Annotated in this window: 15 protein-coding genes; 9 read left to right on the top strand and 6 right to left on the bottom strand. The window is 75.4% G+C overall.

The window, feature by feature from the left end:
* The first annotated feature begins 18 nt into the window (after positions 1–18).
* Genes EV188_RS22235 through EV188_RS22220 form a run of 4 tightly spaced genes read left to right on the top strand, consistent with a single transcriptional unit; the run spans position 19 to position 3156 of the window.
* Positions 19–543, top strand: coding sequence for a DUF2505 domain-containing protein (locus EV188_RS22235; RefSeq protein WP_166660017.1), 525 nt, complete (start codon positions 19–21; stop codon positions 541–543).
* Positions 543–1439, top strand: a complete 897-nt coding sequence (locus EV188_RS22230) for a nuclease-related domain-containing protein (protein WP_133828491.1) — start codon at positions 543–545, stop codon at positions 1437–1439. Before EV188_RS22235 ends, EV188_RS22230 begins: the two co-directional genes overlap by 1 nt.
* The gene (locus tag EV188_RS22225) at positions 1436–2629 is read left to right on the top strand and encodes an MFS transporter (RefSeq protein WP_243741906.1); all 1194 of its coding nucleotides are present in this window, start codon (positions 1436–1438) and stop codon (positions 2627–2629) included. The genes EV188_RS22230 and EV188_RS22225 overlap by 4 nt, the downstream gene beginning before the upstream one ends.
* Entirely contained in the window at positions 2626–3156 is a 531-nt protein-coding gene (locus EV188_RS22220; RefSeq protein ID WP_133828490.1) for a GIY-YIG nuclease family protein, read from the top strand. The genes EV188_RS22225 and EV188_RS22220 overlap by 4 nt, the downstream gene beginning before the upstream one ends.
* Before the next feature lie 53 nt (positions 3157–3209).
* Here the strand turns inward: EV188_RS22220 and EV188_RS22215 are convergent, their stop codons facing one another.
* Genes EV188_RS22215 through EV188_RS22195 form a run of 5 tightly spaced genes read right to left on the bottom strand, consistent with a single transcriptional unit; the run spans position 3210 to position 8002 of the window.
* Positions 3210–3533: a TraR/DksA family transcriptional regulator gene (locus tag EV188_RS22215; RefSeq protein WP_133828489.1), complete on the bottom strand. Its 324-nt coding sequence runs from the start codon at positions 3531–3533 to the stop codon at positions 3210–3212.
* Entirely contained in the window at positions 3530–4438 is a 909-nt protein-coding gene (locus EV188_RS22210) for a diacylglycerol/lipid kinase family protein (protein ID WP_243741905.1), read from the bottom strand. The genes EV188_RS22215 and EV188_RS22210 overlap by 4 nt, the downstream gene beginning before the upstream one ends.
* A gap of 10 nt (positions 4439–4448) precedes the next feature.
* Positions 4449–5120: an HAD family hydrolase gene (locus tag EV188_RS22205; RefSeq protein WP_166660016.1), complete on the bottom strand. Its 672-nt coding sequence runs from the start codon at positions 5118–5120 to the stop codon at positions 4449–4451.
* A 15-nt stretch (positions 5121–5135) separates the two neighbouring features.
* On the bottom strand, positions 5136–5606 hold the full coding sequence (locus EV188_RS22200; protein WP_133828487.1) for a CinA family protein: 471 nt from the start codon (positions 5604–5606) through the stop codon (positions 5136–5138).
* A 50-nt stretch (positions 5607–5656) separates the two neighbouring features.
* Positions 5657–8002, bottom strand: a complete 2346-nt coding sequence (locus EV188_RS22195; protein WP_279536763.1) for a heavy metal translocating P-type ATPase — start codon at positions 8000–8002, stop codon at positions 5657–5659.
* Between the two features lie 265 nt (positions 8003–8267).
* On the opposite strand from EV188_RS22195, the gene EV188_RS22190 reads away from it, so the two are divergent.
* From EV188_RS22190 to EV188_RS22170, 5 genes are all read left to right on the top strand, one after another.
* Positions 8268–8477: a CsbD family protein gene (locus EV188_RS22190; RefSeq protein ID WP_133828486.1), complete on the top strand. Its 210-nt coding sequence runs from the start codon at positions 8268–8270 to the stop codon at positions 8475–8477.
* 123 nt (positions 8478–8600) lie between these two features.
* A complete protein-coding gene (locus EV188_RS22185; protein WP_133828485.1) occupies positions 8601–8858 on the top strand; it encodes a hypothetical protein in 258 nt (85 codons plus the stop codon).
* Positions 8859–8922: 64 nt separating this feature from the next.
* The gene (locus EV188_RS22180; protein WP_243741904.1) at positions 8923–9711 is read left to right on the top strand and encodes an ANTAR domain-containing protein; all 789 of its coding nucleotides are present in this window, start codon (positions 8923–8925) and stop codon (positions 9709–9711) included.
* Between the two features lie 167 nt (positions 9712–9878).
* Positions 9879–11099, top strand: a complete 1221-nt coding sequence (locus tag EV188_RS22175; protein ID WP_133828484.1) for an NAD(P)/FAD-dependent oxidoreductase — start codon at positions 9879–9881, stop codon at positions 11097–11099.
* 406 nt (positions 11100–11505) lie between these two features.
* Positions 11506–13449 carry an acetoacetate--CoA ligase gene (locus EV188_RS22170; RefSeq protein ID WP_133828483.1) on the top strand — a complete coding sequence of 648 codons (1944 nt, stop codon included), beginning with the start codon at positions 11506–11508 and terminating at the stop codon, positions 13447–13449.
* Here EV188_RS22170 and EV188_RS22165 read toward each other — a convergent pair.
* Entirely contained in the window at positions 13446–14288 is an 843-nt protein-coding gene (locus EV188_RS22165) for a helix-turn-helix transcriptional regulator (RefSeq protein ID WP_133828482.1), read from the bottom strand. The genes EV188_RS22170 and EV188_RS22165 overlap by 4 nt on opposite strands.
* Positions 14289–14378 lie beyond the last annotated feature (90 nt).

The raw sequence follows: 14378 nt of genomic DNA, 5'->3' as shown, positions 1-14378 counted from the left end.
CGATTACGCTCGGTCCGCGTGAGCACCCGGCTGGCGTTGAGCCGCGCCTACCCCTACGGCGTCCCCGCCTTCGCCGCCGCGCTCGCCGACCCCGAGTTCCACCGCGTCAAGCTCGACGCCGACGGGTCCGGGCGGATCGAGGTGCTCGCCTTCGAGCGCACCGGGCCGCCCGACGGGGCCGAGCGCGTGCGCGTCGTGCTGCGCCAGCCCATCCCGCCCGGCCAGATCCCGGCGATGGTCGAGCAGCTCCTGTCCGGGGTGCTCGTCATCGAGCGCACCGAGGAGTGGACGCTGACGCCGGCGCGGTGCGCGGGGCGGGCGCGGGTGGCGGTGCCCGGCACGCCGATCAGCGCCGACGGCACCATGAGCGTCGTCGGCGAGGACGCCGGCAGCCGCCTGTCGGTGGACCTCGACATCACCGCCGCCGTCCCGCTGCTGGGCGGCGGGATCGAGCGCGCGGTCGTCACCGGCATCCGCGGGCTCACCGGGCGCGAGCACGACCGCATCTCGCGCTGGCTCGACGACGAGGAGCGGGCGGGCTGATGTCGGCACGACGCAAGCGGCGGCCCGGGTCCGACCGGCTCTACGTGTCCTCGTCCGACGGCCTGCCGCTCGGGCACCTCGACCTGGTCACCCGGGTCGCGCACGACGTCCCCGCGGGCTTCCGGGAGCAGTTCACCCAGGAGGCCAACGCCTGGCTGTGGGACAACCACCTGCCACCGATGTCGAGCCCGGCCGAGGCCGCCGAGCCCGCCGCGATCGGCGCGGGCGCCGAGCCCCCGGAGGGCGGCTGGGGTTCCGGCTTCGAGGACCTGGCCCTGCGTCGGCCGGGGCACGGGCTGCTCGAGGAGGCCGCGAGCGCCCGCGCCGAGCAGGGCCCGGACGCCGACCGGCCCTACCGCCTGCGCGCCGACGGGCAGCACGCGGTGGCCGAGACCCTGAGCAAGCTCACCCGCCCGCCGACGCTGCGCCGCGGGCGCGGGGCGCGCTGGCGCATCCTGCACAGCGTCCCGATGGCGTTCGTCGAGGGTGACGTCGTCCTGGACCACCTCGTGATCGGTCCGCCGGGGCTGTTCGTCATCGAGGTCGTCAACGTGCCCGGCGGGCGGGCCGTCGTCGAGGACCACTCCCTGGAGGTCGGCGGGTCGAGCGTGGACCTCGACCGGCTGCGGCGGATCGGGCTCGAGGTCGGCGACCGGGTGTCGATCGCGCTGGCGCACGCGGCCGGGGCCGCCGAGACCCTGGACCCGCCGGCCGTGCACCCCGTCGTCGCCGTGGTCGGCGCGATCCTGTCCGGCCACGGGCGCCCGCGCGGCGTCGCCGTCACGCGGCTCGGACCGCTGCCGCGCCTGCTGTCCGCGTTCGGCACGCCGCTGTCGGACCTGGCCGTGGACCAGACCCACGAGGTCGCCCGCCGCTCGGTGACGTGGCGCCCGTGACCCCACCCGCGCTGCGGCGGGCCCGCGTCGCGGTCGTCGGGATGTTCGTCGTCAACGGCGCGACCTACAACAGCATCGTCCCGCGGTTCCCGACCCTGCGCGACGAGCTCGGGCTGTCGAACGCCGAGCTCGGCACGGCGATCGCGGCGTTCCCCGCCGCCGCGCTGATCTTCGGGGTGCTGGCCGGCCCGCTGATCGCCCGCGTGGGCAGCGGGAACGCGGGGGCCGGGGTGGGGCTGGCCGGGGCGATCCTGCTGCCGACCGTGGCGCTCGCCCCCTCGTGGCTCGCGCTGGCCGCCGCGCTGTTCCTCCTGGGGCTCACGGACGCCTGGGCCGACGCCGCCATGAACGCCCACGGGCTGCGCGTGCAGACCGGGTACGGGCGCTCGATCGTCAACGGGCTGCACGCGGTGTGGAGCATGGCCGCGGTCGGCGCGGGGCTGCTCGGCGCGGCGGCGTCCGGGTTCGGGGTGCCGCTGCTCGTGCACCTCGGCGTCGTCGCGGCGGTCCTCGTCGTGGTCTCGGTGCTGGCGTGGCGCTGGTGCCTGCCCGGGCCGGAGCCGGAGGCGGAGCACGGGTCCGACGGCGACGCCGGGCACGCCCCGTGGCGCGCCGTCCTCGTCGCCGCCGGGCCGCTGCTCGCGCTCTCCGCGCTGCTCGTGTCGTCGGGCGGCATCGAGGACTCGGCGGCGTCGTGGGGCGCGATCTACGTGCGCGACGACCTCGGCGGCGGCGCGTTCGTCGCCGGCCTGCCGTTCGTGGCGTTCCAGGCGGCGATGACGCTCGGGCGCCTCGCCGGCGACCGGGCCGTCGACCGCTTCGGCGCCGTCGTCGTGGCGCGCTCGGGCGCGGCGCTGGCGACGGTGTCGATGGCCGGGGCGCTGCTGATCGCCCACCCGGTGGCGGCGGTCGTGGGCTACGCGCTGACCGGGCTCGGCGTGGCGACGCTCTTCCCGCTCGGCTTCGCCGCTGCCGGCCGGGTGCGGGGCGTGCGGCCCGGCGACGGGATCGCGGTCGTCGGGTGGCTCGCGCGGCTCGGGTTCCTCGCGTTCCCGCCGATCATCGGGGCCGTCGCCGACGGCGTGTCCGTGGGCGCCGGGCTCGCGCTCGTGCCGCTCGCCGGGGTGGCGGCGTTCGTGCTGGCGGGGTCGCTGCGCCCGCCGGGCTCGGCGCGGACACTGCGGGCGTGACTCCCGCCGTCGTCGCCGCCCTGTCGGAGCCGCTCGTCCCCCTCGACAAGGCGGTGGCCGCGCTCGGGCGCGACGCGGGCCTGGTGGCGTGGTGGGGCTCCGAGGTGCCGGTCGACGGGCCGGCGCACCCGACCGACGCGGGATGGGTGCTGCTCGACGTCGGCGACGCGACGATGCTGCGCAACCGCGTGACGCGCCAGGACCTGTACCGCACCGGGGTCTCGCCGCTGCGCCGCGCGCTGGCCGGGCTGCTGCTCGACGAGCTCGCCCTCGCCCCGACCTGGGCCGCCGACGTCGTCCTCACCCGCGCCGACGAGGACCGGCTGACCGCGTGGATGCGTGCCCACCTGCGTCTGACGAGCGTGCTGCACCCGGACCGCAAGGTGCTGCTGGGCCCGGTCCGCGACGCGATGGACCCGGGGCTGCGTGAGGACGGCGACGTGGCCCGTGCCGCCCGCGAGCGCTTCACCGCCGCCGGCGGCACCCGCCCCGTCCGCGACCCGTCCGTCCCGTTCCGCCGCCCCTAGCCATGTGAGCGAACTTCGGGGCTATGGCACCAAAGTTCGCTCACATACTCCGTTCAGGCGCACGTGACACAGGTGCGCGCGGCCGGGCGGGCCTCGAGGCGCTCGGCGGCGATCGGGCGGCCGCAGCGCTCGCACACCCCGTACGTCCCGGCGTCCACGCGCGCCCGCGCGGCGTCGATCTCGGCGACGTCGTGGCGGGCGGCCGCGAGTAGCGCCGCGACCTGGGCGCGGTCGTAGGCGATCGTCTGGCCCTCGGGGTCGTGCTCGTCGTCGCCCGAGCTCGCCGACGCCGTCTCGACGATGTTCGCCAGCTGCGCCTCCAGCGACGCGACCCGGGCCTCGGCGTCGCCGCGGGCCTCGTCCAGCGGCCCGCTCACACCACCGTCGCCAGCGCCTGCGGGGCGATCCGCACGGTGACCGCGCGGTCGGCGGGCAGGTCGAGCACCTCGCCGTCGAGCTGCACCGGGATCGGGGAGAGCGTGGTGAACGCGAAGCGGGCGGTGCGCGGCTGCGGCCCGAGGCCCTTCACGGCGGCGCGCACGGCGTAGGCGAGGAGCCGCAGCTTCGAGCGGTGCGGCAGCGTGACGACCTCGAACAGCCCGTCGGCCGGGTCGCCGTCGGAGAGCGTCACGTACTTCGCCATCTCGGTGGTGTTGGCGAGCACGAGGCTGTCGAAGCGCTTCCGGCCCTCCCCCTCGACGTCCACCTCGAACGGGTGGAACGCGGAGAACGCCCGGACCGTGGTGACGATCTCGCGGATCGAGCCCTTGCCGCCGCGCTCCAGTTCGAGCGCCACGGTCGGCGTGATGCCGAGCCCGAGGTAGGAGTGCGCCCAGCGCGGCCCGCCCTCGCCGGCGATCTCCACGCGCAGCAGGTCGAGACGGGTCACGTGCGACGCGGCGATGGCGTCGACCAGCGGGCGCTCGCGGGTGGCGCGCCGGTGGTCGTTGGCGTTGCCGGCGGGCAGCACCGCCGCGACGGCCCCGGAGCGCGTGCCGTCGCCCGCGGCCATGACACCCTGCACGACCTCGTTGTAGCCGCCGTCGCCGCTGACCGAGACGACGAGCACCCGCCCGGCGCGCGCCTCCTCCTCGGCGATGACGCGGGCGTGCCCGGCGTACTCCGTCGCCTTGAGCGCCACCGCCATCTGGGGCGCCTGCTCGGCGAGCGTCGCCCGCGCCTGCTCGGCGCGCTGCTCGCCGTCGCCGCTGCTCTGGGGGTTGTAGACGAGCACGACGCGGTCGTAGGCGGGCATCGAGGACGGTTCGGACGGCACGGCCACGAGGAGAAGGTTACGACGACGAGGGCGCGGAGCGGCGCAACGCGAGCACGTGCTCCACCGCCTCGGGCAGCGTCGGTACCGCCGGGGCGACGGCACCCAGGTCCTCCGCGTGGTGGGTGGAGTGCTCGGCCACCAGGACGCAGGTGCTGCCGACCGCGGCCGTCGCGGCGGCGTCGTCGAGGGTGTCGCCGACCAGCACCACCCGCGCGGGGTCGAGCCCGAGGACGTCGAGGTGCGCGGCCAGTGCGGCCTCCTTGCCGCGGCCGTCGCGGTGGTGGTCGCCGTCGACCCGCACGAACCAGTCGTGCAGCCCGCGCCGGCCCAGCGTCGCGTGCAGCTCGTCGTGCCCGAGCATGCTCACCACCGACTGGCCGAGCCCGGCGCCCGCGAAGCGCTCGAGGGCGTCGAGCGCACCGTCGGCGAGCGCCAGGCCGGGCTCGAGGCCCCGGTAGTGCTCGCCGAACACGGCGTTCATCCGCGCCCACTCCTCGTCGCCGACCTCGCGGCCGACCAGCGCGGTGTAGAAGTCGCGCAGCGGCCGCCGGAACGTCGAGCGGTAGCGCGCGAGGTCGAGGCCCCCGGGGACGCCGACCGCCGCCAGCCCGGCCGCGGAGGCGTCGACGACGGCGTGCACGTCGGCGAGCAACGTGCCGTTCCAGTCCCAGACGACGTGGTCCACCACGCCGTCCATGGTCCGCTATGCGCCCAGGTGGTTCAGCAGCGCCTGCAGCGACCGGACGCGCGTGTGGCGCAGAACGTCCTGCGGGTCGCCGGAGTCGGTCTGCTCCATCCACGCCTCGGTCTGGCCCCGGTCGGTGACGGCGAACCAGACGGTGCCCGGCGGCTGGTCGTCCTGCGGCTCGGGGCCGCCGGCACCGCTGACCGCGAGGGTCAGGTCGGCGCCCAGCAGCTCCGCGGCCTTCTCGGCCATCGTGCGCACCGCGGGCTCCGACACGACCGGGCCGTCCGGCACCCCGAGGGCGCCGTGCTTGGTCGTGCGGTCGTAGGCGACGACGCCACCCCGGAACCACTCGCTCGATCCCGGCGACGCGGCCAGGTCACTGCACACGAGCCCACCGGTCAACGACTCGACGATCGCCAGCCGGCGTCCGTCGCGCGAGGCGACCTCCGATACCGACTTCGCCAGTTCCTCAGGGTCCTCCGACACGTCCCGGGGCCTTGCCGATCCCGCGCGCCGGGAAACGCCACCGGGAACGCTCAGGGCCTGAAGCGCCGCAGGCGCAGGCTGTTGCCGACGACGAAGACGCTGGACAGCGCCATCGTCACGCCCGCGATCATCGGGTTGAGCAGCCCGGCGACGGCCAGCGGGAGCGCGGCGACGTTGTAGGCGAACGCCCAGAACAGGTTGCCGCGGATCGTGCCGAGCGTGCGGCGGGCCAGGCGCAGCGCGTCGGGAACCGCGCGCAGGTCGTCGCGCACGAGCGTGACGTCGCCGGCCTCGATGGCCATCGCCGTCCCGGTGCCCATGGCGACACCGAGGTCGGCCTGGGCGAGCGCAGCCGCGTCGTTGACGCCGTCGCCGACCATCGCGACGACCGCGCCCTGCTCCTGGAGCTTGCGGACCTCGTCGGCCTTCTCGATCGGCAGCACCTCGGCGACGACGTCCTCCGCCGCGATGCCCACCTCGGCGGCGACGGCCCGCGCGGCCGCCGGGTTGTCGCCGGTCAGCAGCACAGGACGCAGCCCGCGGTGCTTCATCTCGGCGACGGCCTCGGCGGAGCCCTCGCGGACCCCGTCGGCCACCTCGAGCACCGCGCGGGTCCGCAGCACGCCGGACCCGTCGTCCCAGGCCGCGAGCACGGTCGTGGCGCCGTGCGCGGCGGCCTGGTCGAGCGCGTGCGCCAGCTCGGTGGGAACGGCGACGCCCCGGTCGTCGAACAGCCGCCGGCGCCCGGCGAGCACGCCGACGCCGTCGACGGTGCCCTCGACGCCGAGCCCGTCCAGCGCGCGGACGTCGGTGGCCTCGCAAACGCGGTCCGGGAGCTCCTCGCGCGCCGCGGCGGCGATCGCCCGGGCGACGGGGTGCTCGAGCTTCGCCTCCAGGGCGCCGATCCGCGCGAGCACCTCGTCGCGCCCGGTGTCCGGCGTGGTGTGCACGGCGCGCAGCGTCATGCGCCCGGTGGTCACGGTGCCGGTCTTGTCGAGGACGATCGTGTCGACGCGGCGGCTCGACTCGAGCACCTCGGGCCCGCGCAGCAGGATGCCGAGCTGGGCGCCGCGGCCCGTCGCGACCGCGAGCGCGGTCGGCGTGGCGAGGCCGAGCGCGCAGGGGCAGGCGACGACGAGCACGGCCATGCCGGCGGCGATCGCGAAGCCCCAGCCGGCGCCGGAGATGCCCCAGAACAGCAGGGTGTTGACGGCCACGATGATCACGACCGGCACGAACCACGCCGAGATGCGGTCGGCGAGGCGCTGGATCGCGGTCTTGCCTGCCTGCGCCTCCTCGACCCGCCGGGCCATGCGGGCCCACTGGGTGTCCCCGGAGGCGCGGGTGGTCTCGACGACGACGCGGGCGGTCTCGTTGCGGGTCCCGGCGAGGACCTCGGTGCCGGGCTCGACGTCCACGGGGGCGGACTCGCCGGTCATCGCGCCGGCGTCGACGGTGGAGCGTCCCTCGACGATCCGGCCGTCGAGCGGGAACGGCTCACCGGGCGCCACGGCGATGCGGTCGCCGGGCTGCACGCCGCCGACCGGGACCGGCAGCTCGCGGTCGCCGACGACGACCCGGGCCTCCGCGGCCGGGGGCGCCATGAGGGCCGCCGACACGCCCAGCGCGCGCCGGCGCCCGCGGCGCTCGATCCACCGCCCGAGCAGGGCCGCGGTCGTGATCGCGGCGGCCGCCTCGAGGTAGATCGTGCGGGAGCCGTCGAACTGGTCGGGCCGGGGCAGCAGGTAGAGGGCGTGGCGCATGCCGCCGAGGCCGGCGCCGCCCTGGAACAGCGCCCACAGCGACCAGCCGAACGCGGCCAGCGTGCCGACCGAGACCAGCGTGTCCATCGTCGCCGAGAAGTGGCGCAGATGGCGCACCGCCGCCTTGTGGAACCGGTACCCGCCCCAGATCACGACCGGCGCGGTGAGCACGAGCGAGAACCACTGCCAGTACCGGAACTGCCAGTCGGGGTTCATGGCGACCGCGATCACCGGGATCGTCAGCGCGAGGCAGACGAGCGCGCGGTGGCGCAGCTCGGCGAGCTCGGGGTCGGCCGCGTCCTCGGCGGGGGCCGGTGTCGCTGCCTCGTGGCCGGGCTGTTCCGGAGCCGTCCGCGGGGCGGGGATCCGCGGCGTCACCGGCTCGGCGCCGAACCCGAGGCCGGTCACCGCCGTGACGAGCTCCGCCGGGTCCTGTTCCGGGGGGTGGGTGACCCGGGCGCGGCCGCTGGCGTAGTTGACGCTCGCCTCGACCCCGGGCAGACGCCCGAGCTTGCGCTGGATGCGGGCCGCGCACGTCCCGCAGGTCATCCCGGTGACGGCCAGCTCGGTGGTGACCCGGGGCTCCGCGACGGTGCCCGCCGGTCCCGCACTCTCCGCGACGTCGGTCGCCACGCCGATACCTCCCAGACGTTGTGGATCGACGGCGCGACGCTAGGGGGCCTCCGCGCGCGCACGCCCGGAGCTGAGAACCCCTGGACGCCCGTCCGACGACCGTCCGGTCCGGGCACGACGAGCGGTTGACCCAGATGCCCGGACGGGGGCTTCGTGTCCTCCGAACGGGGTAGCGACCGTCTCAGGAGGCGGCGCGTGTGCGGCGTCCTGATGATCGGGTAGGCCCCCGTCGACCGAGGACACCACTCGACGACGGGAGACGACCATGAGTGAGAACACGTCGGCCGAGGACCTGAAGGGGCGCGCCAAGGAGGCCGTCGGGGCCATCACCGGCCAGGACGACGTCGCCCGCGAGGGCAAGGAGCAGCAGAAAAAGGCCGACGCCGAGGACACCGCCCGCCAGAAGGAGGCCGAGGCCCAGAAGGCCCGCGCCGAGGCGGACAAGAAGGACGCCGACCAGAAGAAGCACCAGTAGGCGGCTCCCCGCCCCCCGACGACGGCCCCGAATCCTGGCGATCCGGGGCCGTCGTCGCGCGCGGTAACGATCTCCGTCACGGCACCGATGCAGCGTGCATCACAGGGTCGTGGGGAGGCAGTGGTGACGGTCGTCGTCGTGCTGGGTGCGGTGCTCGCGGGGCTCGCGCTGGTGTGGGAGCTGCGCTTCGTCGCCCTCTGGATGCTCGTCCGGGTCCTCGACGCCTACGAGGTCGCCGACGCCCCGGGTCGCCGCAGCTACGCCGACTTCCGCCGTGTCGTCGCCGCGCAGGGCTTCGCCGGCGTCGACCTCGCCTGGCGCACCGGACCCGACCCGGAGGACCTCTCCGACCGCGCCGACTGGCAGCTGCGCAGCGCCTGAGGACGCCGCCGCGTCGACCTGATCGTCAGTGTCGGTCTGTTCGTTCCGTGGTAATCCTGCTCGCATGGCGTCCACGACGGAGCGCGAGGGCCACGCCGACGGCCGGCCCGACGAGGAGGAGCGCGACGGCGCGATGCTGGCGCGCATCCTCGACGAGTCCGCGCGCGGCCTCGTCGACCGCCCGGCCCAGGAGAGCGTCGAGCACACGGTCGGCCTCATCGTGCGGGGCGCGATCCACACGATCCCGCACGTCGAGCAGGCCGGGGTCTCGCTCGTCGAGCGGGGCGGGACGGTCGACGCGTACGCCCCCAGCAACGACGCCGTCCGCGAGCTCGACGAGCTGCAGACCGAGATCCGCGAGGGCCCCTGCCTCGAGTCGATCTGGTCCGAGCAGCGCAGCGTCGTCGACGACATGGAGATCGCCCGGGAGCGCTGGCCGCGCTACGCCGACGCCGCCCTGGCGCGGGGCTTCCGGTCGTTGATGGCGTTCCAGCTGTTCGCCGACCGCGGCAGCGCCGGCGCCCTCAACCTGTACGCCGCGTCGCCCCACGCGTTCGACGAGTCGTCCGCCGATGCCGGCGCGCTCTTCGCCGCGCAGGCCGCGCTGGCGCTGCACGGGGCCAAGCGCGTGGCCGGGCTGACGGTCGCGCTGGACAGCCGCGACGTCATCGGGCAGGCCAAGGGCATCCTCATGGAGCGCTTCGGCGTCGGGCCCGAGCAGGCGTTCTCGATGCTCGTCGAGTCGTCCCAGCAGACGAACATGAAGCTCGTCGGGGTCGCGACCTGGCTCGTCGACGAGGTGCGCAAGCGCAACGGACGCGATCACCTGCCGGAGGGTCCGGCCGGACGTTAGGCCCGATCGCCCTGGCGGGTATCGCCAGCGCCAGGTCGACCGGATGTCCGCGGACGAACGTTGACCCAGGTTCCGCCGGTTCGACCTCGTGAGCCGGCGGGACCGCCTCTTCCCGGGAGGCGCGCGCGGGATTGTCGCCGCGGCCCGGGAGGTCGACCATCGTCGCCATGGCGGACGAGGGAACCCATGTCATCGTCGGTGCGGGTCTGGCCGGGGCGAAGGCCGCGGAGACCCTGCGCGAGGACGGCTTTGCGGGACGGGTCGTGCTGATCGGCGAGGAGCAGGAGCGGCCCTACGACCGCCCGCCGCTGTCGAAGGAGTACCTGCAGGGCAACGCGGACCGCGACGCCGTCTACCTGCACACCGCCGACTGGTACGCCGAGCACGGCGTCGAGCTGCGCTCGGGGACGCGGGCCGCGGCGATCGACCGCGACGCCCACGAGGTCGTCCTCGCCGACGGTGAGCGGGTCGGCTACCGCAAGCTGCTCCTCGCCACCGGATCGTCGCCGCGGCGGCTGCCCGTCGCCGGCGCCGACCTCGACGGCGTCCACTACCTGCGCACCCTCGGCGACAGCGACACGATCGCCGCCACGATCCGGTCCTCGTCGCGGATCGTCGTGGTCGGGGGCGGGTGGATCGGCCTCGAGGTCACCGCCGCCGCACGGATCGCCGACGTCGCGGTCACCGTCGTCGAGTCAGCGCCGCTGCCGCTGCTGCGCGTCCTCGGCCCCGAGATCGCCGAGGTCTTCGCGACCCTGCACCGCGAGCACGGCGTCGACCTGCGCGTCGACACCGACCTCGCCGAGATCACCGGGCGCGACGGGCGGGTCACCGGCGTCCGGCTGGCCGACGGCACCGAGATCGACGCCGACGCGGTCGTCGTGGGCGTCGGGATCACCCCGAACACCGACCTCGCCGAGGCGGCCGGGCTCGAGGTCTCGAACGGCGTGGTGGTCGACACCCGCCACCGCACCTCCGACCCGGACGTGCACGCCGCCGGCGACGTCGCCAACCTCTGGTACCCGGCGTTCGAACGGCACCTGCGCGTCGAGCACTGGGACAATGCGCGCAACGGCGGCCCCGCCGCGGCGCGCGCGATGCTCGGCGACGAGACCGCCTACGACCACCTGCCCTACTTCTTCACCGACCAGTACGACCTCGGCATGGAGTACACCGGCTACGTCGCGCCCGGCGAGTACGACGAGGTCGTGGTGCGCGGGGAGCTCTCCTCACGCGAGTTCGTGGCGTTCTGGCTCGCGGGTGGGCGGGTGCTGGCGGGGATGAACGTCAACATCTGGGACGTCACCGACCCGATCGCCCGGCTCGTGCGGCTGGAGGAGACCTTCGACCGCGGCCGTCACGCCGACCCGGCGGTGCCGCTGGCGTAGAGCACACCGTCACCGACGCCGCACCGGCGCCGCGCTCCCCTGCAGGCGGCGACGGTGTGCCACGTCCCGGTGGACGGGCCGCCGGGGGGCGGCGGCCCGTGGCCGGGTGCGGCGGCGGCATCGGTGACGGCGCGTTCGGCCCCGGCGCTGTGCGGTCAACCCCCGAGGCCTCACCGAGGAGGCCGAGCAAGGACCCGCCAAGGCTGGACAGACTGTGCGCTTCCTGTCCCATCGGACGCAACCGATCGTCCGATTGCGAACGACGAGCGGGCACTCCGGCGAGATGTGAGGTGACCCTGTCCGGTCCTGCCACCCCGCCGTCTCCCCGGGGCCGGCCAGGGCGTCCCGGGAAGCCTCCGGGCCGACGGGTAGGCCGTCGGCGCGGGACGCGGCACCATCTCGATCCATGAACGCTCCCGACGGACCGTCGCTGCTCCGCTCGCCCGGCCCGGTCGAGGGCACCGGGCTCGGCGCCTACCGCGAGTACCTCGCGTCGACGCACGGGCTGGAGTTCGACGACTACGGGAGCCTGTGGCGCTGGTCGGTGGCCGAGCCGGAGGCGTTCTGGGGCTCGATCTGGGACCACTACGGGGTGCCGGGGACCTACGAGCGGGTGCTCGGGTCGTCGGAGATGCCGGGCGCGCAGTGGTTCCCGGGGGCGCGGGTGAACTACGCCGCGCACATGCTCGGCACCGACGAGGACACCGACCGGACGGCGATCATCGCCCGCTCCCAGACCCGGGAGCCGCAGGAGCTGACGTACGGCGAGCTGCGCGACCAGGTCGGGCGCGCCCGCGCCGGGCTGCAGCGGCTCGGCGTGCAGGAGGGCGACCGGGTCGTCGGGTACCTGCCGCACGTCCCGGAGACGATCGTCGTGTTCCTGGCCGCGGCGAGCCTGGGGGCGATCTGGGCGGCGTGCGCGCCGGAGTTCGGCGCCCGCAGCGTCGTCGACCGGCTCGGCCAGCTCGAGCCGACGGTGCTGCTCGCCGTGGCGTCGTACACCTACGGCGCCAAGGAGATCGACCAGCGCGAGGAGCTGGCGACGATCCGCGCGGGCCTCCCGAGCGTGCGCCACGTCGTCGGCCTGGACTACGGGCCGCACCCGGTGCCGGACGCGATGACGTGGAACGAGCTGCTCGCCGAGCCGGGCCCGCTGGAGTTCGCCGACCTCCCGTTCGACCACCCGCTCTACGTGCTGTTCTCGTCGGGCACCACGGGGCTGCCGAAGGCCATCGTCCACGGGCACGGCGGCATCCTGCTCGAGCACCTGCGACTGTTCGGCCTGCACTTCGACATCCACCCCGGCGACCGGACGCTGTGGTTCACCACCACCGCCTGGGCGATGTGGAACATCACGATCTCGGTGCTGCTGCACCGCGGCGCCGTCGTGCTGCTCGACGGGAACCCGCTGTGGCCGGACCTCGGGGCGCAGTGGCGGCTCGCGGCCGAGACCGGGGTCGCGCTGCTGGGCGCGAGCCCGGGGTACCTGACGTCCTGCCGCAAGGAGGGCATCGTCCCGCCGCGCTGGCCCGAGCTGCGCCAGCTGGGGACGACCGGGGCGCCGCTGCCGCCCGAGGCGTTCGACTACGTCTACTCCCACCTCGGCCCCGACCTCATCCTCAATCCGTTCAGCGGCGGGACCGACGTGTGCAGCGGGTTCGTCGGCGGCGGGCCCTGGCAGCCGGTGTACCGCGGCGAGATGGCCGGGCCCGGGCTCGGCCACGACGTCGCCGCGTTCGACGAGGACGGCCACCCCGTCGTCGAGCAGCTCGGGGAGCTCGTCGTGCGGGCGCCGATGCCGTCGATGCCGGTCGGCTTCTGGAACGACCCGGACGGCGATCGCTACCGCGAGGCCTACTTCGACACGTTCCCCGGCGTCTGGCGGCACGGGGACTGGGTGCGGTTCACCGACCGCGGCAGCTGCGTGATCACCGGGCGCTCCGACGCGACGCTCAACCGGGGCGGCGTGCGGCTGGGCACCGCCGAGTTCTACGACGTCGTCGAGGACATGCCCGAGGTCGCCGACTCGCTGGTCGTGCACCTCGAGGACGACGAGGGCGGCTCGGGCGAGCTGCTGCTGTTCGTCGAGCTCACCGACGGCGCCGAGCTGGACGACGACCTGCGCGCCCGGATCGCCGGCGGGCTGCGCCGCAACCTCTCACCGCGGCACGTGCCCGACCTCGTCGCGGCCGTCCCGGCCGTGCCGCGCACGCTGACCGGCAAGAAGCTCGAACGCCCGGTCAAGCAGGTGCTGCGCGGCCGCGCGGTCGACGAGGTGATCAGCCCGGACGCGGTGCGCGGGGCGGACGCCGTGCCGGCGTTCGTGGACGCCTACCGAACCCGCCCCTAGTCCGCGGCCACCGGGAACTCCTCGAGCCCGAGGACGCGCAGGAGGTCGAGGCGCTCGCGGGTCTCGGCGTCCGCCGGGGTGAGCACGACCATCTGCTGGCGCTGGTCGGGGGTGACGAGCGTTTCGCAGTCCATCACCAGCGCGCCCACCCGCGGGTGCGCGAGCGTCTTGCGGTCCGCACGCCGTACGGCGACCTCGTGCTCGGACCAGCGCCGGCGGAACTCGGCGCTCGCGGCCTGCAGGCGCGCGACGAGCCCGGTCACGACCGGGTCGCCGGAGCGCCGGCCGGCGGTGGCGCGCAGGTCGGCGACGAGCTCCCGCGAGTGCCGCTCGACCTCCTCGGGCGCATGGGACGCGCGGGCGGACGGCTCGGTGAACCAGCGGTACGCGAGGTAGCGCCGGTCGCCGGAAGCGCCCGTGTGGTCGCCGGCCACGAGGACCGAGGAGCGGTTCTGGGCGAGGACCTCGCCCAGGTCCGACAGGACCATCGCCGGGGTGTCGAGCAGGTCGAGCAGGCGCACCAGGCCGGCCCGGGCGAGGCGGGCGGTGCCCTCGGCGGGCGGCGCGGGGTGGCCCGCGAGGTGGAACAGGTGGGCGCGCTCGTCCTCGGAGAGGCGCAGCGCGCGGGCGAGCGCGGCGAGCAGCTGGGTCGACGGCTGGCTGCCGCGGCCCTGCTCGAGGCGGACGACGTAGTCGGTCGACATGCCGGCGAGCATCGCCACCTCCTCGCGGCGCAGGCCGGCGGTGCGCCGCCGCGGCCCGTCGGCGAGACCGACCTCGGCCGGGCGGATGCCCTGCCGGCGCCGACGCAGGAAGTCGGCCAGCTCGTCGCGCTGCATGACCCGACGATCCCCCCGGCGCGGCGGGCGATCCAGGGAGAGCCTCTCCCACGATGAACGCTCCTCTCCCGGGCCGGTCGGCGTGGGCGC

It is taken from the genome of Actinomycetospora succinea (assembly GCF_004363095.1).
Lineage (GTDB): Bacteria > Actinomycetota > Actinomycetes > Mycobacteriales > Pseudonocardiaceae > Actinomycetospora > Actinomycetospora succinea.
This window is presented reverse-complemented; position numbering and strand designations above follow the sequence as displayed.